Source organism: Hyphomonas neptunium ATCC 15444 (assembly GCF_000013025.1).
GTDB lineage: Bacteria > Pseudomonadota > Alphaproteobacteria > Caulobacterales > Hyphomonadaceae > Hyphomonas > Hyphomonas neptunia.
Genome location: NC_008358.1, coordinates 1,358,113 through 1,377,158, shown reverse-complemented (window position 1 = coordinate 1,377,158; position 19,046 = coordinate 1,358,113). Strand labels below are relative to the sequence as shown.

The following is a 19,046-nucleotide window of genomic DNA, read 5'->3' as shown; positions in this document are numbered from 1 at the left end:
CGCTAGCCTGATTTTCCATCCGGCGGGGGCGCGGCATCCTTGCGGGCGGCGGCCTTGCGGCGGCGCAGATTCGCCCTCAGCGCTTCGGCCCGGCGGGCTTCGCGCTCTTCCTGTTCGGTTTTCTTCTGATTGTCTGTCATATTGAGCGGCAAATGGGTCTTTTCATATGGGCAGGCTTACGCTAAAGCCCCCGAACCCAACCGGCAATGCCGCCTTAGCTCAGGGGTAGAGCGCGTCATTGGTAATGACGAGGTCGACAGTTCAAATCTGTCAGGTGGCACCATCGCCCTTCGGTTCCGCATAGCGGAAAAATTTGATCCGGGGGATCAAATTCAGAAGGACGGTGAAGGGGCGTAAGCGCCGGGCTCCTCCCCATTACTGACGCAAAATGCCCGATCCGCGATGGGCCGGGCATTTGTGTTTGCGGGCTTAGCGAGCCTACTTCCGAACGCGGTCTGCTTTACCGAACGTCGCGTCCAGACGTGTAACCAGCTTCTGCAGCGCGGCGTTCACTGCCGCTTCGGGCGTGCCCGCCTTGTCGCTCGCGGTCAGCGGTTCGCCATTATAGGGGCGCGCTTCGATCACGGCTTCAATGCCATCTGGACCATCCCGGCGGGTGCCATCGGTATCCCGAACATGCACTTCGATACGGGACAGGCGTGGCTCGAACCGTTCCAGCCGCTCGCGAAAGCGCGTCTCGAAATGCTCGTCCATGCGTGCATCGCCATCGACCTTGTTGCCGGTGTTGAACTGGAAATCCATCAGCGCACCTTCCGGCTGCGTTCCAGAACGGGGCGGTGCCCTTCGGCGTCCAGCGCGCCCATGGGCGGCTCGCCTGCGCGCGCTTCCTGAATCTGGCCTTCGCCAGCGGTGCGCGATTCCGGAATGGACGAGGTGTCTTCTTCCGCCGCCCTGGTTTTCATATCCAGCGCGCGCTGAGCGATGTCAGCCTGCGTTTCTTCTTTGTCTGGTTTCTTGGAGTTGCTCATGGAGGGCCTCCCGATTTGGCATCATGCCGCCTTTGTGGCGGTCACTTGCAAAACCAACGCGGGGGCCAGCGCAGGGTTCCGGATTATCTGCCGCTGCGCCCCAGAACCGGCAGCAGCGCCAGCCCCGCCACCAGCACGCCGAGCCCGAAGAACGCCCCGCCCTGCACATAAAGAATGGCCGAAACCAGCATCGCGCCGCTCGAGAGAATGAACAGCGCCGGAACCAGCGGATAAAGCGGCACACGGAAAGGTCGCGCCGCCGCAGGCTCCTTCATCCGCAAGCGGATCAGCGCCATCCCACTGGCAATCAGGAACACCCAGTAAACCGGCGCCGTATAATCCACCAGCGTTTCAAACCCGCGATACGCCGCGCCAAATCCAACCAGCGCCAGCGAGATCGCCCCCTGCGCCAGAATGGCGTTGCGCGGGCTGCGCGTGGTTTCGTTCCAGCGGCCAAGCCACGACAGGGCCGGCAGGCGCGCGGCCGCCGCATAGGTGGTGCGCGCCCCCACGATGATCGTGGCGTTCACAGAGGTCACCGCCGCCGCGACCACCGCGAGGGCCAGCACCACACCGGCGCTTTCCCCAAACGCCAGCGCCATCAGATCCGCCGCCGGCGCATCCGCCCCCGCCAGGCCATCGAGCCCCAGCCCGCGCAGCATCGCCCAGGCCGTCAGCAGGTAAAGCCCCGTGATGAGCGAAATCGCGATGACGAGCGCGCGCACCATGCCCCGCTCGCCATCCTTCACTTCAGAGGAAAGCGTCGCCGATTCCGTCCACCCGCCAAAGGCCAGCAACACAAAGACGAGGCCGTAGCCGATGCCGCCAAAGCCCGGCATGTAGGGCGCGCCCGGCGCGAGCGGCGGCGTGCCCGACAGCGCAATCTTCGCCCCCGCCGCCACCAGCACCAGCAGCCCCACCACAAGAATGATCACCAGCCCGCTATCGCCCGCCTCGCCCGTCGGCCGCAGCTTCAGCGCGCTCAGCCCCAGCACGCTGGCAAAGGCATAGATCGCCGGGCCATGCGCCCCCAGATCGATCACGCGGTTCATATAATCGCCGATGACAAAGCCGAGCAGCGCAATCGCGCCGGTATTGATCACCGCAAAGCGCGCCCACGCAAACAGAAACGCAAAGCGCCGCCCCCAGGCCCGCTCCAGGAAATGATAATCCCCGCCCGCATGGGGAAACGCCGCCGCCAGCTCTGAATAGCACAGCGCCCCCATCAGCGAGATAAATCCGCCCGCCAGCCACAGCAGATACACCGCCGTCTCCGACCCTGCATTGGCCGCCACCAGCGCCGGAGATTTGAATATCCCCGCCCCGATCACCATCGCAATCGTCACCACCACAACATAGCGCGTCGTCAGGCTACGGACGGGATAGGCGGAAGGTTCGGTCACAATCTGGGCGCCCCGGTCAATTCGCCTTCCCGCTTACACGAAGATTGCCCCCGGCGACATCGGCGCAAAGAAAAAGGGCGGACCAGACGGCCCGCCCTCCTTCGTAAGGGTATCTCGACCCGAGGATCAGAACGTCTTGGAGACGCTCATGAACGCCCGGCGGCCGCGCAGGTCGTAACCCGTTGCAGACAGCGGCGTGTTACCGGCGCTGATCTGGACAAGGTCTGGCGAGACCTGCGGCGGGGTTTCGTCGAAGATGTTGTTGATACCAAACGCCAGCGTCAGACTATCACCCTGCCAGCGAACCGAGGCACCATGCTGGAACACAGCTTCAGTGCTGGAGGTGTAGAGACCGGGCAGACCGAAATAGTCCTGCGGCTCATTGAAGTTGTCCGCATAGTAACGGTTGTCATCCTGACGGCCGATGAAGTCGGTGAACCAGGTGTAGGTCCAGTCGCCACGGTCAAGGCGGATGGAAGCGTCACCGACAATGCTCGGATACCCAACGGTGCCGTTGAAGTCGTTGTTGTCGATACCCGACACGAAGTCTGCACCGAACACGTTGATGTAACGCTCGAAGGCCCAGTTGACAGAGCCGTCGAAGATCATCGTGCCGAAGTTGAACTCGTGCGTGTAGCGAACTTCCATGTCCAGACCGCGCTGGGACTGGGAGTCCACGTTGAGGGTCGGAGCCAGGATGTTGTCCAGGCCGAATGGCGCAACCGGATCATCCGCAGCGGCCCGGTCGAACAGCGAACAGAAGTCGTTCGGGAAGGTCGTGGTGCCATAGCAGCCACCGACGATCTGAGCGCCCGAAAGGCTGGTGATCTGATCCTTGATCTCGATTTCGTAATAGTCGAAAGCGATGTTCAGGTCCGCGCCAGTTGGCGTGAGGATGATACCGACGGTGAAGGTGTCGCCCGTTTCCGGACGCAGATCTTCGCCGCCACCGGACGTGACCACCAGCGCCGAGCCAGCGGCACCGACATAGTTGTCCGGAATACCGGCCGCCGCACAGTTTGCGCGGATGTTGGCATTCTGGCTCTGGCCCCAGTCGATGCACGGATCGATAGATGTCTGTGCAAGGAACCCGGTCTGGTCGTCGAGGAAGAGTTCAAACAGCGCCGGGGCACGGTAGGACGTACCATAGCTGGTACGTGCACGGAGCACCGGGTTGATCTGCCAGTTGAGACCTGCCTTGTAGATCGAGTCCGAACCGCCGATGTCGTAATCGAAACCCCGGATGGAGGCCGAGAATTCAACGTCTTCTGCCAGCGGCGCGCCTTTGAGAAGCGGAACGCTGACTTCGGCGAAGAGTTCGGACACGCTGTTGGTGCCAACCGTCGGACCTGCTGTCGAAGAACCCCAGATGTCGCCTGACTGGGTCAGGACGCCGGGTTGGTCGTCGATGCTGAACTCACGGTATTCCGCGCCCAGACCAACGCCCAGAGGGCCAGCCGGAAGCTCGAACAGTTCACCGGCCAGAACAGCCGTGAAGGTCGTCTGCTCGTAAACCGTGTTGCCGGTCTGGTAGCCGCCAACGGCGTTGACCAGGTCCTGCACGCGGGCGCCGCTGAGGATGTCGGGATCAAGGTAGTTGATGGATGGCGGGCCGACCGTGTTGGGAACGCCGTCCCCATCGGTGTCAGCTACACCGTCAAGGTTCCAGTCGCCGGACAGCGAGGCAAGGATTTCATTGCCGCCATAGCTGCCTTCGCCGCGCGAGTAGGAGCCGTCAACTTTCCACGACCAGCCGTCCAGCATGCCTGGCGCAAAACCGCCCGACAGCGAGGAGCTGGCATAGTAGTAATCAACTTCGATATTGTTGGTTGTCGGGTACGGCATAACCGCCTGGACAAGGCTGAACATCGAGTTTGAGTAGGTTGGATCGGCGATGTAGCCAAAGCCGGGGTTGTTGCCGGCCGGGTTGATCGCCGAGCCGACGATCGGGAAGAACTGGCGCCAGCCCTCAACGTCGGTTTTGCGCTTGCTGTAAAGCAGCTCCGTATCCCAGGCGATGCCGCCGAGATCGACATCAGCGGTTGCGAACAGCGAGAGGTTCTCGTTCTTCGGGAAGAAGTCCTGATTGTCCAGGAATGGCGCGTCCAGAATATCTTCATAGAAAGGCTGGCCATCAGCGGTGAAGCCTGTGCCGACCCGTGGACGGTAGCCGGGGATGAAACCACCAAATGCTGTCGGCACCGTGATGCCATCCGGCGAAGGAACCAGGCGCTCTTCGGAGAACAGGTCAATCGCCGTATTGTGATAGAGGCTCGAGCAATTGCGGTTTGGATCGGTCGCCGTTGCCGAGAAGTTCAGACGGTCGATCAGACGGCCCGACACAGGGTCACGGACATAGTCACGCGGGCAATCGAGATAATCGCGCTGGCTGACGTCCATTTCTTCATCAAGACGGTATTCCGCAGAGAAGGTGAAGTTGGCGAAATCGCCGAGATCAAAGCCGTAAGCCGCAGACAGGCTGTACTGCTCGCCGCCGCTTTCGAACGGCTGCGAGATGAAGCCGTTCAGCTCAAGGCTGTCCACCGAATCGCGCGTGATGATGTTGACCACGCCGCAGACCGCGTCCGAACCATAAATGGTCGACGCACCGTCCTTGAGGATTTCGACGCGCTGAATGATCGATTGCGGAACAACGTTGAGGTCGAGCGCTGCGATCGAACCGCGCGTACCCGAAGAACCGGGGCGCTTGCCGTCGATGAGCACCAGCGTGCGGGTATCACCGCAACCGCGAAGGTCGATTGTCTGAGAACCGATACCGCCATTGGTGACGAAGTTCTGGAACGTGTTGTTGAGCTGCGTCGAGCCGGAAGCCAGCGAAGACCCCTGCAGAAGCGCAGCGGTGTCAACGAGACCTTCAAGCGTCGCTACTTCAGCCGTGATAACCTGAATGGGCGAGGACGAAGCGAATTCGTCACGCGCGATCAGCGAGCCGGTAACAACGATTTTTTCCTGGCGCGCCTCATCTTCGGCCGGCGCCTCAGTTACGACTTCGACCACATCATCGGCTTCGTCAGCCTCTTGTGCATAGCCGGCGCCCGAGAAGAGCAGTGCGCTGATCGCGACACTCCCCAGCACGGAACGGTGGAACTGCATCTTTTTCATCTCTGGAACTACCCCTCAATAATCTTGGGAATGAGTTGCACTCGAAACACGAGCGTGTACCCGGCCCTGACACCGGAAACTCACCCCAGTCTTGAACAGCTGTCACAAGCCTGACAAGAATTAGGTGTCCTAAAATTCATGTTCGGGGCAAATTCACCACATTTGTGTGGTTTTTACGCCACATATTGCCCAAGCCATGTTGGCTCATCAGAAAATTGTTACACGGTGAGAGACTTGAGCCTGACTCCCGTCCCTTGACCTGCCCGGTCAGCGAAAGAAATATTGCTACAACTTAATTTGAGGAGGATTCCCCCGATGATGAAGCGCGTACTGGCTGCGGGAGCGATCGGATTGCTCGCTGCGCCCTTCGCAGCAAACGCCGCCCCGCTGACGTCTGAAGACTTTTCCAGATATCCCAGTGTTTCGAGCGTTTCGATGTCGCTGGAAGGGGATATGCTGGTCGGGGTCGTTGCCGATCCTTCCAAGGATGGCAAAGCGCGCGCCGCTGCATACTGGGATCTTTCCGGCAAGATCGACACGAGCAAACCGCTCCTGCCGTCGAACATCACTCCCTCCAGCGGCAAGACACTTTTCTATGCGTCGGTCGCGCTGAAGGATAAAAAATCGCTGTGGTTTACAGTTCAGCCCTATATCGGCGCCCTCATGGGATGCGGCGAAGGCAAGGAAACCGGCTCGACCAAGAAATACCTCGAAAAGACATATATGGGGGATGAACGTATCAAGAAGATCGATGATCTTCCCGATGGGCGCGCAGAGATTGGCGCCGACAGAGCCATGCTGCGTTGCTACGAACTGGTCGGCAGCACCGACATCGCCTCCCTCCTGCCGCTCGATCCAAGCAAGGTCGTCCTGGCGCGCGCGTCCACCAAAAGCGGCACGAGCTATTTCGAGCACGATCTGTCAAACGGCCGCGAGAAGTTCCTCTACAAGGCAAACCCGACCGAACAGGTGATCATCAGCGCCCGCACCGGCATGCCGGTGGCGCGCACGTCGCTCGAATATGAGAACGGCGCCTGGAAGTCCTATATCAGCCTGCCGGATTCGGGCTCGGACAAGTTCACGCGCGAAGATCCGCTGACCACGGAAATCTCCAACCGCTACACGATGAACCTGCTGGGCCGCCAGAACGGCACCAACAACTACTTCATCGCCACCGACAAGTTCTCCGATAAGGTCAGCATCTACCTCTATGATGCCGCCAATGACAGCTTCAGCGCTGACCCGGTGTTCGCCCACCCCGACTATGACGCGAGCAACATCATCTTCTCGAACCGCGAGAAGGATTTCGGCGAAGTTCTGGGCTTCACATTCGATGGCCCGATCCCGGAAAATTTCTGGATCGACCCGGAAATGAAATCCATTCAGGACGGCCTCAACCAGGCGTTCCCGGACAAGCACGTCGCGATCGTCGACTATACGGCAGACCGCAATCGCGTGCTGTTCACTGTCGGCGCAGGCAACATGCCCACCGCCTACTACCTCCTCGTCGACAAGGCCAAGGTGGCCGTCATCGGCTCCGAGCGCCCCTGGATTGACACGAACAATCTCGGCGAAGTGAAATTCGTCCATTATGACGCGCGCGACGGCCTCGAAATCCCGGCCTTCCTGACGTATCCGGCCGGCTGGAAAGAAGGCGACAAGGCACGCGGCGCCATCATCGTCCCCCATGGCGGCCCCTGGGCACGCGACTATGGTAATTTCGACTTCTCCGGCTGGACGCAGTACTTCGCCAGCCGTGGCTATATCGTGATGCAACCCCAGTATCGCGGCAGCGCAGGCTGGGGCCGGGAGCTGTGGCTCGCGGGCGATGGCGAGTGGGGCCAGAAGATGCAGGACGACAAGGATGACGGCGCCGCCTGGCTCGTTTCCCAGGGTCTGGTCGATGCCGACAAGATTGCCATCCACGGCTACTCCTACGGCGGCTTTGCGGCGTTCGCAGCCGCCGTTCGCCCCAACAGCCCGTATCAATGTGCCATTGCAGGCGCGGGCGTCAGCAACCTTGCAAAGCTCGGCAATTCCTGGGGTGAAAACCGCATCCAGCGGATCGTGCAGGGCGATACCGTCAAGGGCATGGACCCGATGCAGAACACGGACAAGATCAATATCCCGATCCTGATCTATCACGGCGAATACGATGTTCGCGTGCCGATCTTCCACAGCCGTGAATTCTACAACGCGATCAAGGATAAGGAACCGCAGAGCAAATTCATCCCTCTGGACCTGATGGGACACCAATCTGCGAAGTGGCCGGCCGAACACGCAGGGCGTGTGCTCGAGGAGGTCGAAAACTTCCTCAACACCGCCTGCAACATGTAGGTCCGGGTATACCCAAAATGAAAAGGGCGGCTTCCGGGCCGCCCTTTTTTATGGCTGCGCGCCTGAGAAGTATTCAGGTCAGCGCGCGGCCGAGCGCGGTTTGCCAGCCCTTCAGAAGCGCGGCGCGGGCGTCAGCGCTCATATCTGGCTCGAAGCGTTTGCCCGGCACTTCGCGGGCCGCCCAGTCGGCGGCGCTCAGCCAGCCGATCTGCATCGCCGCAGCCGCCGCTGCGCCCAGCGCCGTCATCTCGCGATAGTCCGGCCGCAGCACCGGCAGCGCGCACACATTCGCCAGAAACTGCATCAGCCAGTCATTCCCCACCATGCCGCCATCCACGCGCAGCTCGCCAATCGGCGCGCCGTCGCCCGCAAACGCGGCGAGCAGGTCATGCGTCTGATAGGCCACCGATTCCAGCCCCGCGCGCACCAGATGCGCCCCCGTCGCCGCCCGCGTCAGCCCGGCGATCAGCCCCCTTGCTTCGGCGTCCCAATGCGGCGCGCCAAGCCCGGTGAGGGCGGGCACCATATAGACGCCGCCATTATCCTTCAGGCTCGCCGCGGCGGCTGCGCTTTCATCCGCCCTCTGAATAAGTCCCAGATCATCGCGCAGCCATTTGATCACCGTGCCCGCATTGAAGATCGAGCCTTCCAGCGCCATCGCGTCGGCGCCGGGCAGCGCGTAGCCCATCGTGCCCAGCAATCTGTTCTCCGAAAACGGCCGGGCCGCGCCCGTATTCGCCACCAGGAACGCGCCCGTGCCAAACGTGATCTTCGCCTGCCCCGGCGCGAGACACCCCTGCCCCACCAGCGCCGATTGCTGATCCCCCAGGATCGACGCCACCGGGATCGCCGCGCCGAACAGCGCCGCCCCTGCCGTGCCAAAATCCGCCGCGCTCGGCTTCACCTCGGGCAACATGGCCGCGGGCACGCCAAGCATCTCGCCCATCGCCGCGCTCCAGCCCCCCTCGCCGCCGATACCCAGCCGGTAGAGCAGCGTGCGCGACGCATTCGTCACATCGGTGGCATGCACCGTCCCGCCCGTCAGCCGCCACAGCAGAAAACTGTCCACCGTCCCGAAGGCCAGTTCCCCGGCCTCTGCGCGCGCCTGCGCGCCGGGAACATTATTCAGTACCCAGTTTATTTTCGTGCCGGAGAAATACGGGTCCAGCAGCAGGCCGGTCTCGGCCTGCACATCGCTCTCATAGCCCTTCGCCTTGAGGCTTTCACAGAACGCCGCCGTGCGCCGGTCCTGCCAGATGATGGCCGGCGCCAGCGGCTTGCCGGTCTTGCGGTCCCAGACGAGCGTCGTCTCGCGCTGGTTGGTGATGCCGATCGCCGCAATCCGCGCCGCCCCGCCCGCCTTGGCGATCACCGCCCGGCAGACCGACAGCGTCCGCGTCCAGATCTCCTCGCCATCCTGCTCCACCCAGCCATCGCGGGGATAGGCCAGCGCCACCTCTTCCTGCGCGAGGGCCACCTCGCGAAAGTCGCGGTCATAGACGATCGCCCGCGTCGAGGTCGTGCCTTCGTCGATCACGAGAATAAAGTCGCTCATTCGATCAGCCCCGCAGCTTCCAGCAGAGATGCGAAGCGCAGCGTCGTCCTGTCCGCAAACGGCGCCCCGATCAGCTGGAACCCGATGGGCAGCCCGCCCACGCTCTTGGCAACCGGTACACAGGTAGACGGAAGCCCCGCAAAGGTCGCAATCGACGCCCAGGCGAGCTGAGCCCCATAGGGCAGTGTCAGCCCGTCAATATCCAGGGTGCGCTTGCCCCAATCAGGCTCGTCCTTGTGCGGAAAGGCCGGTGTCGAGAAAGCAGGCGAGAGCAAAATATCGGCGCCCTCAAAAAAGGCCGACCACTGCCGTGTAATGGCGAGCTGATAATCCAGCAAATTCATCCAGTCATGGGCGCTGATCGGCGTGGCCGAAGGTTCGCCGCGCGAGATCACCGTCATCAGCATGCGCACATAAGTGGGCACCATCTCGGCGAGATCCGGTAAACCCTCGCTCCCCTCGCTCACCACCACGCCTGCCGCGCGCAACTGCCCCGCAAAGCGCTCCAGCGCGTTTCCCGTATCTCTGTCCACCGGCACCCCTGGCATCTCGCGCAGCACCCGGACGCGGAAACCGCCGAGCCCGCCCGCGCGCGGCGCCGGCAGGTCCAGACGCATCCCGCTGCCAGCCTCCGGCCCGGCGATCACCTCAAGCGCGGCAATCAGGTCGCCCACATTACGCGCCATCGGCCCCACCACAGCAAGGGGCGCATCACACCCATCCGTCCCCGGAAAGAGATGCCCTCTCTGGGGCACAATGCCCCAGCTCGGCTTGTGCCCGAACACGCCGCACATATGCGCCGGAAAGCGGATAGACCCGCCGATGTCCGAGCCGATCTCCAGAGGCACCATCCCGGTCGCCAGCGCCGCCGCCGCCCCGCCGGAAGATCCCCCTGGCGAGCGCGTATGATCAAACGGGTTCACCGTGCGCCCATAGACCGGGTTCACGCTCTGCCAGTCACCCAATGCGACGGGAACATTCGTCTTGCCAAGGATGATTGCGCCTTCAGCCTTGAGGCGCGTCACAACCACAGCATCTCGCGACGCGTCCACATCCTTGAACGACTCAAACCCCCAAGTGGAGGGCAGGCCTGCCACATCATTGGACTCCTTCACTGTCATCGGCACACCCAGAAGCCGCCGCATGTCGCCCGGCATCCGGCTCGCGTCCACGGCTTTCGCCGCTGCCCGTGCCCGTTCGAAATCGCGCACGACGACCGCGTTGATTGCGCCATCAACGGCTTCGATGCGGGCAATGGCGGCGTCGGCCGCCTCCAGCGCGGATATGGCCCCGGCGCGAACAGCCTCGGCCGTCTCCCGCGCGCCAGCCTTTGCCAGATCAATCCCGGTCTTTGCGGCCATGCGTTCTCTCCCTCTTTCGGGCGAGCCTAGCACGCCCGTTCAGAAGCTCAACGCAAAGCGACCTGCCTGCAATCGCCTGTTGCGGGCTCCACTGGAAGGATATACGAACCATATACGCTTCACATATGAAAGACCTCCCATGGGCATTGTAAACATTGACGACGACCTCCACGACCAGCTGCGCAAGGCCAGCACCGTTTCCTGTCGCTCGATCAATGCGCAGGCGACGTTCTGGATCAGGATCGGCATGCTCTGCGAGATGCACCCGACCCTCTCCTTCAACGAAATCGTCCAGCGCGAGATGGCCGCCGCCGGCGTCACGCCGGAGCCGCTGGGCGCCGCCGCCGCATGACAAAAACGCCGGACGAACTCGCCGCGATGGCCCATTCCGGTCGCCTGCTCGCTTCGGTGTTCGGGCTGATCGACCAGATGCAGCTCATCGGCATGAGCACGCTGGAAGTGAACGACCGGGTTGAGCGCTTCATCGTCGATGAGCTGAAATCCCGCCCCGCCAGCAAGGGGCAATACGGCTTTGAGTACGTTCTCAATTCCTCCGTGAACGATGTGGTTTGCCACGCCATTCCCTCGGCCCGCGAAATCCTGAAAGACGGCGACATCGTCAATTTCGACATCACGTTGGAAAAGAACGGCTACATCGCCGATTCCAGCAAGACGTACATGCTCGGCAACGTCGCCACGCCCGCCCGCCGCCTCGTGCGCACCACCTATGAAGCCATGTGGAAAGGCATCCGCGCCGTCCGCCCCGGCGCCACGCTGGGCGACATCGGCCACGCCATCGAGCGCCATGCCAAGCAAGCGGGCTATTCCATCGTCCGCGAATTCTGCGGCCACGGCATCGGCCGGGAAATGCACGAAGAACCCTCCGTACTCCACTTCGGCCGCCGCGGCACCGGCCTCCCCCTCCGCCCCGGCATGACCTTCACCATAGAGCCCATGCTTAACGAAGGCCGCCGCGGCGTGTACACGGAAGAGGACGACTGGACCGTCCGCACCGAAGACGGAAAACTCTCAGCCCAGTTCGAGCATACAATCGCCGTGACAGAGCGCGGCGTGGACGTGCTGACGCTAAGGCCGGAAGAAGCGCATCTGGTAAAAGAAGCAACCCGCAGGGCGGGTTAGCCGAAGGCGTACATTCGCCCTCGTCACTCTCGACCGGCGCAGCCGGTCTGAGAGCACCGTCCCATCCCCGTTGTTTGGTGCATTGCGCTTCGCTTAATGCACCCTTCGGGAACTACCGGAACTCCTCACCGCGCCTTCTGCCCCCGATCCCCAAACCACCACAGCGCTGCCGCCGTCGCCGCAAAGGTCGCCGTTTCCACAATCCCCACGCGCGCTTCGGCGCTTGCGCCCAGATAGACCAGCCCCGTGATCACCCAGAGCAACAACGTCAGCAAAGGCCGCGTCAGCGCGCGCACGGCGTTGACGCATTTATAGCTCTCCCCGATGGCGGCTTCCGCCTCCATCGACGCGGCAGACCCGCGCCAGGCACCGGCCGCATCGGCGAGCTTGATCTGCGCCTCCGTTGCCACGGTAATCTCGCGCATCCGTGCCTGCTGCATGGCCGCGTCATGGGCCCAGCGGGCGCGTTCCTGGGTGTTGTCCTGCCGCCGCTCGATCAGCCCCGCCACGCGGCCGATTACCGTGCCGACGAGGCCAAAGACGCCGCCTCCTGCGGCGCTGGCCGCCAGTCCGATAATATCGCTCATGACAGGTCCTCCGCCCCCGGATAGGTCCAGCGCGCCGGGGTCTCCCGCCGGTCCAGATGCAGGAAGGATTTGGCGATGCCGGTAAAGCCGAGCCGCTCTGCCGCCGCCACCATCGCGCGCCGGTCATGCTTGCCAAAGGCAATGTCCACCGCGATGCGCCGGCGCTGAGAGTTGGGCACGCCGCCGACCACCACGTTCCAGATGGCGCAGCGATGGCCCGAATTGATCCTCAGGGGACGGCCCATTTCCTTGCGCAGGGCTTCGAGCGCGTCGAGGAACTCCGCGTCATGCCAGTAAGCGCCCCGGCAGCCGCGCCCGCCACATCGGCAGGCAAGCTCGTCGGGTCTGAAGTGGGGCCAGCGCCAGCCGGCGCGCGAAACAAGTCTGTGGGATGAGTAAAGCATGAGGCGAAGTTTGCCCCGGCGCTCTACCCCGGTGGATAAGAAGGGACGTAATTCCTTTGGCCGCTGCAGGATGCGTGGGGGACAGGCCCCCGCCAATCCCCGCATCTCCCGGCCCGGCCACCCCGCCCGCCAAACCCGTCCTGAAATGTCCCAAACTGTCCCGATTTGTCCCGAAGTGTCCCGAAGTGTCCTGATCTGTCCCGAAACCGGCGCGCCCCTGTCCCGCTTTGCACGCAAAAAAACGCCCCGCCTCAACGAGGCGGGGCGCCGTGATTTTTGCCCAATGGGACGCGTTATTCTGCCGGAACGGTAACCGGGCGCGAGAAGGCCTGCCCCTTCGCGAGGGCCGCGCGCGCATCCTCATATTCGCGGGCAAGCTGGTCCACGAAGTCCTTCACCGGACCCCGTTTCTTCACCGCGCCAATGCCCTGGCCGCAGCCCCAGATGTCCTTCCACGCCTTGGCATCCGTGTTGCCGCCCGATCCGAAGTTCATCTTCGATGGGTCGCTCTCGGGCAGGTTATCGGGGTCAAGCCCCGCCGCGATGATCGAGGGCTTCAGGTAATTGCCATGAACGCCGGTGAAAAGATTAGAATAAACAATATCCTCGGCGCCGTAATTCACGATGGCGTCCTTGTAGCCCTCCATCGCATTGGCTTCATCGCACGCAATGAAGGCCGAGCCGATATAGCCAAAGTCCGCCCCCATCGCGAGCGAGGCGGCCACTGCGCCGCCCGTAGCGATGGAGCCCGACAGCGCCAGCGGGCCATCAAAGAACTCGCGGATCTCCTGGATCAGCGCGAAGGGCGAAAGCTTGCCAGCATGTCCGCCCGCGCCAGCGGCCACCGCGATCAGGCCGTCAGCGCCTTTCTCGAGCGCCTTCTTCGCAAACCAGGTGTCGATCACATCATGCATCACGACGCCGCCATAAGAATGGATGGCGTCATTCACATCCGTGCGCGCGCCCAGCGAGGTGATGATCACCGGCACCTTGAACTTCACGCAGGCTTCAATGTCATGGTCGAGGCGATTGTTCGTCTTGTGGACGATCTGGTTGACCGCAAAGGGCGCGGCCGGACGGTCCGGATTCTTGACGTTATATTCGCCCAGTTCGTTGGTGATCTTGTCCAGCCACTCATGCAGCAGCGGGCCAGGCCGCGCGTTCAGCGACGGAAAGCTGCCCACGACGCCCGCCTTGCACTGGGCGATCACCAGTTCGGGATTGGAGATGATGAACAGCGGTGACGCGATCACCGGAATACGCAGGTTCTGCAGGACGGGCGGCACAGCCATGTGAAGGAATCTCCGAAGGGGGGAAGGTCTGAAGATGAACCTAAACGCCGCGAAGCGCCGGGCAAGCCTTACGCAGCGACAATTCCTGCACCGCGGCGCTCCGGCAGACAAAAAAGCCCGCGCCAGGCCCTTTGGAGGCTGACGCGGGTCAAGGCGGAGCTCAGCAGCTCTACAGATACAGATAAAGACGGACCCAAGTTTCCCGTCCCGCACCGGAGCCTGCCCCTTCCCACGCACCGGAAGGTCGTGGATGCGCTGTCAGCGACGAAAGCAGACACCCACCGGCAGAACTACGCGAAAGTCTGGCTACCCGTGAGAGGTTGGGTGGCCATGCGACAGGAGGCCCCGCCAGGCCGCCTGCCGGTGCAGGAGGGAAATCAGGTCACCCGGATCGCCATCGGCAATCAGGCGGTCGAGAAAGAGACCGGGACCATGGTCATTTGCGGGTTGGCCGCAAAGCTGCGCCGAAGGCACCTCGGGTTGGGAGGAAACGCTGGAGGAGCGGTAGGTTGGCAGGCCCTTGAACATGATCTCGGTCTCCGTCTTGCGACTAATTCTCATTCGCACCAGACGATGGCAGGGTCAACCCCTCAAACATTACAATCGGGATCGCTATCCCCTCCCGCCCTGTGGAATTCGCGTCTTTAACGGTCATTCAGGCAGAGCCTTGTTGCAACGCAGAAGGCCCATGCAGGAATGAACGTCACATACCCCTAAGGAAGTAGTTCACAACCTCACCCGGATTGCCCTAAACCCCCACCATGGCCGATGACATCCTCCCCTTCAGTTCCGCATTTCCCGAAGCCACCGAAGCCGATTGGCTGACCGCCGTTGAAAAGGCGCTCAAAGGGAAGGGCGTCGATACCCTCACCCGCAAGACCGCCGACGGCATCGCCATCAAGGCGCTTTACCGCGAGAGCGACTTTGCCGCCGCTGCCGACCCGCTCGGCGCGCCCGGTGCAGCGCCCTATCTGCGCGGCGCGACGGCAGCGCCGGACAAATGGCGCCCCTGGGACATCCGCCAGCTCTTTACCCATCCCTCGGCAGAAGAAACCAATGCCGAAATCCTGCGCGATCTTGAACGCGGCGTTTCCTCGGCCGAAATCGCGATCGACGCGTCCGGCAAGGACGGCGTGCAGATCACCACGGTGGAAGCCTTTGAAACGGCCCTTGCCGGTGTGCGCGCCGATTATGCCGGCGTTGCCCTCAGCCATGTGAATGCCTCCGGCGCGGCAGCCTCTGCCCTGCTTGGCCTCTGGGCAGAGAAACAGGAAAATCCGGCCGAGCTGACCCTTGATTTCAATATGGACCCGCTGGGCGCCCTCGCTCGCTCCGGCACACTTGCAGGCGGGCTGGATGCCGCGTTCGAACGCCTTGCCGCCGTTGGCTCTGCGCTGGGCGCGAAGTTTCCCAAAGCCGGCCTCATCCGCATTGACGCCGCCAGTGTGCACGAAGCAGGCGCCTCTGAAGCGCAGGAACTTGGCGCGCTGATCGCCTCGGCCATCGACACGCTGCGCCGCCTCGACGGCAAGACAGACATCGCCGCGCTGACCGGCAAGATCAGCTTCGCCGTTGCGCTCGACGCAAACTACGGCATCGGCATTGCCAAGCTGCGCGCCGCCCGCCGCCTCTGGGCGCGCTGCCTGGAGGCGCTGGGCCTGCCTGCCGCCCCCATGCGCCTGCAAGGCATCACCTCGGCCCGCATGCTGACCAAGTATGATCCGTGGACCAACATGCTCCGCGTCACCTGCGCAACCTTCGCCGGCGCCGCCGGCGGCGCTGACATCGTCACCTCACGCGCCTTCAACGAAGCGCTTGGCCGTCCCGAGGGGCTCGGCCGCCGCATCGCGCGCAACACTCAGATCATCGCCATGGAAGAAAGCCAGCTCGGCCGCGTGGCAGACCCTACCGGCGGCGCCTGGTTTACAGAAACGCTGGCGGACGATCTCGCCAAGGCGGCCTGGGCCGAGTTCCAGACCATCGAGAGCGAAGGCGGCTATGCAGCCTCGCTGCTCTCCGGGGCATTCCAGGCGCGCGTGAAAACCGTGCGCGAGGCGCGCACGAAAGACATTGCCCGCCGCAAGATCCCGCTGACCGGCGTTTCGGAATATCCGCTGCTGGAAGAAATCGGCGCGCCCGTGGCAGACGTGGACGCGCCAGGTCCGCGCGCCGATATTTCCGATGCCGGACTAAAATCCTACATCAACACGCCCCTCGCAACGGGTACGGACGTGACCGCCGAGGCCCTGGCGCCCACCCGGCTCGCCGCGCCGTTTGAAGCCCTGCGTGACGCGGCCACCCGCGCGCCCAAACCGCCCGCCGCCTTCATCGCCACGTTGGGCGCGCTGGCCGAGTTTACGCCGCGCGCTGATTTTGCCCGCAACCTGCTGGCCGCAGGCGGCGTCGCGCCGAAGGAAGCCGTTGTTCCGCCCAGGGATGCGGCCGAGCTTGCTGCCGCCTTCAAGGCCTCGGGGTGCCGGATCGCGGTCATCTGCGGCACGGACAAGGCTTACGAAGCAGGCGCCGCCGAGGCGGCTGAGGCCCTGAAGAAGGCTGGCGCACAAGCCGTCTGGCTCGCCGGAAAATCAGAAGCCCCCGGCATTGATCTCAACATCTTCGCAGGCTGTGATGTGATCCATGCCCTGCAACTTGCCCATGCTGAGCTGGGAGTTTCCAAATGACCAAGTTCCCCGATTTCACGAAACTCGATCTGGCGACGCCAAGCACAAAATCCGGCACGCCGAAACTTGGCGAAGCCTGGGACACGCCCGAAGGCATCGCGGTCAAATCCGCTTACACCGCCGCCGACAGCGCGGGGCTGGATTTCCTCGACGACTATCCGGGCCTTACGCCCTTCGGACGCGGCCCCTACCCTACGATGTATACCAACCAGCCCTGGACAATCCGTCAGTATGCGGGCTTTTCAACGGCTGAAGACTCCAACGCCTTCTACCGGCGCAATCTGGCTGCCGGCCAAAAGGGTCTCTCGGTAGCATTCGATCTCGCCACCCACCGGGGCTATGATTCCGATCACCCGCGCGTGACAGGCGATGTCGGCATGGCGGGCGTCGCCATCGACTCCATTCTCGACATGCGCACGCTGTTCTCCGGCATTCCGCTGGATCAGATGTCCGTCTCGATGACGATGAATGGCGCGGTCCTGCCCATCCTAGCGCTCTACATTGCAGCCGCCGAAGAACAGGGCGTCACGCCTGACAAGCTGGCCGGCACCATTCAGAATGACATTCTGAAAGAGTTCATGGTGCGGAACACCTATATCTATCCGCCCAAGCCCTCGATGCGGATCATTTCGGACATCTTCGCCTACACGTCCGAAAACATGCCGAAATACAACTCCATCTCGATCTCCGGCTATCACATGCAGGAAGCGGGCGCGACGGCAGACCTGGAACTTGCCTATACGCTGGCCGACGGCATCGAATATATCCGCGCCGGTGTTGCCGCCGGCCTGGATGTCGACAGGTTTGCCCCGCGTCTCTCCTTCTTCTGGGCGATCGGCATGAACACGTTCATGGAAGTCGCCAAGATGCGTGCCGCGCGCCTCATCTGGGCAAAGCTCGTCAAAGAGAAGTTCAATCCGAAGTCTGACAAATCCCTCAGCCTGCGGACACACTCGCAGACCTCCGGCTGGAGTCTCACCGCGCAGGACGTTTACAACAACGTTATCCGTACCTGCCTGGAGGCCATCGCAGCCTCGGGCGGCCAGACGCAAAGCCTGCACACCAACAGTTTCGACGAAGCTCTTGCCCTGCCGACGGATTTCTCCGCCCGCATCGCGCGCAACACGCAGATCCTGCTGCAACAGGAAGCGGGCGCCTGCCAGTCGATCGACCTCTTCGGCGGCGCCTACTATGTGGAACGCCTGACGCATGACCTGGCCGCCAAGGCGCTGAAACATATCGAGGAAGTCGAAGCGATGGGCGGCATGGCCAAAGCCATCGAGGAAGGCCTGCCCAAGCTGCGTATCGAGGAAGCCGCCGCCAATACGCAGGCGCGCATCGACAGCGGCACGCAGACCGTTGTGGGCGTCAACAAATTCCTGCTGGACGAGGACGAAGATGTCCCTGTGTTGAAGGTTGACAACGCTGCCGTCCGCCGCATGCAGCTTGAAAAGCTCGCGCGCCTGAAATCGGAACGTAACGAAGACGAAGTCACTGCAAAACTCGACGCCATCGCCGAAGCTGCCGCAGGCACCAAGGGCAACCTTCTGGCCCTCGCCGTGGACGCGGCGCGCGCCAAGGCGACCGTGGGTGAAATTTCCGAAGCCGTCGAGCGCAGCCAGGGCCGCCACAGCGCCGTCATCCGCTCCATCAAAGGCGTCTATGGCGGCGGCGTGAAAGGCAATGCAAAAGCTGAACACGCCCAGGCGCTCGCCTCGGACTTTGAAAAGACCAACGGCCGCCGGCCGAAGATCTACATCGCCAAGATGGGCCAGGACGGACATGACCGTGGACAGAAGGTCGTCGCCTCCGCGCTGATGGACCTTGGCTGGGAGGTCGAGATCGGGCCCCTCTTCCAGACCCCGGAAGAAGCAGCCCGCGACGCCCGCGAAGCCGGGGTCGACATCGTCGCCGCCTCCTCGCTCGCCGCTGGCCACCTGACGCTGGTGCCTGAACTCAAACGCGCCCTCGGCAACGAAGGCGCTGCCAACGCCCGGATCATCGTGGGCGGCGTTATCCCGCCACAGGACTTCGACGCCCTGCGTACAGCCGGCGCCGCCGCGATCTTCCCACCGGGCACAGTGATCGCCGACAGCGCCATCCGTATGCTGGAACTGCTTCTGGGAACGGATGATCCGGCGCGGACAGCAGCGGAGTAGGTTTCAAGCGGAGAG

The 19,046-nt window shown here is 62.9% G+C and carries 16 protein-coding genes and 1 tRNA gene; 6 read left to right on the top strand and 11 right to left on the bottom strand.

Annotated elements, in window-relative coordinates; all coding sequences use genetic code 11:
• Positions 1-2: 2 nt before the first annotated feature.
• Positions 3-140, bottom strand: coding sequence for a hypothetical protein (locus tag HNE_RS18830; RefSeq protein WP_193334335.1), 138 nt, complete (start codon positions 138-140; stop codon positions 3-5).
• A 68-nt stretch (positions 141-208) separates the two neighbouring features.
• Between HNE_RS18830 and HNE_RS06660 the strand changes: the two genes are divergently transcribed.
• Positions 209-283 (top strand) — tRNA-Thr (locus HNE_RS06660).
• A gap of 155 nt (positions 284-438) precedes the next feature.
• On the opposite strand, the gene HNE_RS06655 is transcribed toward HNE_RS06660, so the two are convergent.
• From HNE_RS06655 to HNE_RS06640, 4 genes are all read right to left on the bottom strand, one after another.
• Complete coding sequence (locus HNE_RS06655) at positions 439-762, bottom strand: HPF/RaiA family ribosome-associated protein (RefSeq protein ID WP_011646358.1); 324 nt, start codon at positions 760-762, stop codon at positions 439-441.
• A complete protein-coding gene (locus tag HNE_RS06650) occupies positions 762-989 on the bottom strand; it encodes a hypothetical protein (RefSeq protein WP_011646357.1) in 228 nt (75 codons plus the stop codon). The genes HNE_RS06655 and HNE_RS06650 overlap by 1 nt, the downstream gene beginning before the upstream one ends.
• A gap of 83 nt (positions 990-1,072) precedes the next feature.
• Complete coding sequence (locus HNE_RS06645) at positions 1,073-2,392, bottom strand: APC family permease (RefSeq protein ID WP_011646356.1); 1,320 nt, start codon at positions 2,390-2,392, stop codon at positions 1,073-1,075.
• A 126-nt stretch (positions 2,393-2,518) separates the two neighbouring features.
• Positions 2,519-5,506, bottom strand: a complete 2,988-nt coding sequence (locus tag HNE_RS06640) for a TonB-dependent receptor domain-containing protein (protein ID WP_035590616.1) — start codon at positions 5,504-5,506, stop codon at positions 2,519-2,521.
• A 324-nt stretch (positions 5,507-5,830) separates the two neighbouring features.
• Between HNE_RS06640 and HNE_RS06635 the strand changes: the two genes are divergently transcribed.
• Complete coding sequence (locus tag HNE_RS06635) at positions 5,831-7,852, top strand: alpha/beta hydrolase family protein (RefSeq protein ID WP_011646354.1); 2,022 nt, start codon at positions 5,831-5,833, stop codon at positions 7,850-7,852.
• Between the two features lie 73 nt (positions 7,853-7,925).
• Here HNE_RS06635 and glpK read toward each other — a convergent pair whose 3' ends face one another.
• Together glpK and HNE_RS06625 are read right to left on the bottom strand one after the other, a co-directional pair.
• Positions 7,926-9,407: a glycerol kinase GlpK gene (gene glpK, locus HNE_RS06630; protein WP_011646353.1), complete on the bottom strand. Its 1,482-nt coding sequence runs from the start codon at positions 9,405-9,407 to the stop codon at positions 7,926-7,928.
• A complete protein-coding gene (locus tag HNE_RS06625; protein ID WP_011646352.1) occupies positions 9,404-10,768 on the bottom strand; it encodes an amidase family protein in 1,365 nt (454 codons plus the stop codon). Before HNE_RS06625 ends, glpK begins: the two co-directional genes overlap by 4 nt.
• A 139-nt stretch (positions 10,769-10,907) precedes the next feature.
• Between HNE_RS06625 and HNE_RS06620 the strand changes: the two genes are divergently transcribed.
• Together HNE_RS06620 and map are read left to right on the top strand one after the other, a co-directional pair.
• Entirely contained in the window at positions 10,908-11,120 is a 213-nt protein-coding gene (locus HNE_RS06620; protein ID WP_011646351.1) for a ParD-like family protein, read from the top strand.
• The gene (map, locus tag HNE_RS06615; RefSeq protein WP_011646350.1) at positions 11,117-11,908 is read left to right on the top strand and encodes a type I methionyl aminopeptidase; all 792 of its coding nucleotides are present in this window, start codon (positions 11,117-11,119) and stop codon (positions 11,906-11,908) included. Before HNE_RS06620 ends, map begins: the two co-directional genes overlap by 4 nt.
• 125 nt (positions 11,909-12,033) lie before the next feature.
• Here map and HNE_RS06610 read toward each other — a convergent pair whose 3' ends face one another.
• The 4 genes from HNE_RS06610 to HNE_RS06595 form a co-directional block, all read right to left on the bottom strand.
• On the bottom strand, positions 12,034-12,495 hold the full coding sequence (locus HNE_RS06610) for a hypothetical protein (protein ID WP_011646349.1): 462 nt from the start codon (positions 12,493-12,495) through the stop codon (positions 12,034-12,036).
• Positions 12,492-12,899 (bottom strand): D-Ala-D-Ala carboxypeptidase family metallohydrolase, encoded by a 408-nt coding sequence (locus tag HNE_RS06605; protein WP_011646348.1) that lies wholly within the window; start codon positions 12,897-12,899, stop codon positions 12,492-12,494. Before HNE_RS06605 ends, HNE_RS06610 begins: the two co-directional genes overlap by 4 nt.
• 293 nt (positions 12,900-13,192) lie before the next feature.
• Entirely contained in the window at positions 13,193-14,191 is a 999-nt protein-coding gene (locus HNE_RS06600; RefSeq protein ID WP_011646347.1) for an NAD(P)H-dependent flavin oxidoreductase, read from the bottom strand.
• Between the two features lie 306 nt (positions 14,192-14,497).
• Entirely contained in the window at positions 14,498-14,752 is a 255-nt protein-coding gene (locus HNE_RS06595) for a hypothetical protein (protein WP_011646346.1), read from the bottom strand.
• A gap of 200 nt (positions 14,753-14,952) precedes the next feature.
• Between HNE_RS06595 and HNE_RS06590 the strand changes: the two genes are divergently transcribed.
• A complete protein-coding gene (locus HNE_RS06590; RefSeq protein WP_011646345.1) occupies positions 14,953-16,872 on the top strand; it encodes a methylmalonyl-CoA mutase family protein in 1,920 nt (639 codons plus the stop codon).
• Complete coding sequence (scpA, locus tag HNE_RS06585; RefSeq protein WP_011646344.1) at positions 16,869-19,031, top strand: methylmalonyl-CoA mutase; 2,163 nt, start codon at positions 16,869-16,871, stop codon at positions 19,029-19,031. Before HNE_RS06590 ends, scpA begins: the two co-directional genes overlap by 4 nt.
• The last annotated feature ends 15 nt before the right edge of the window (positions 19,032-19,046 follow it).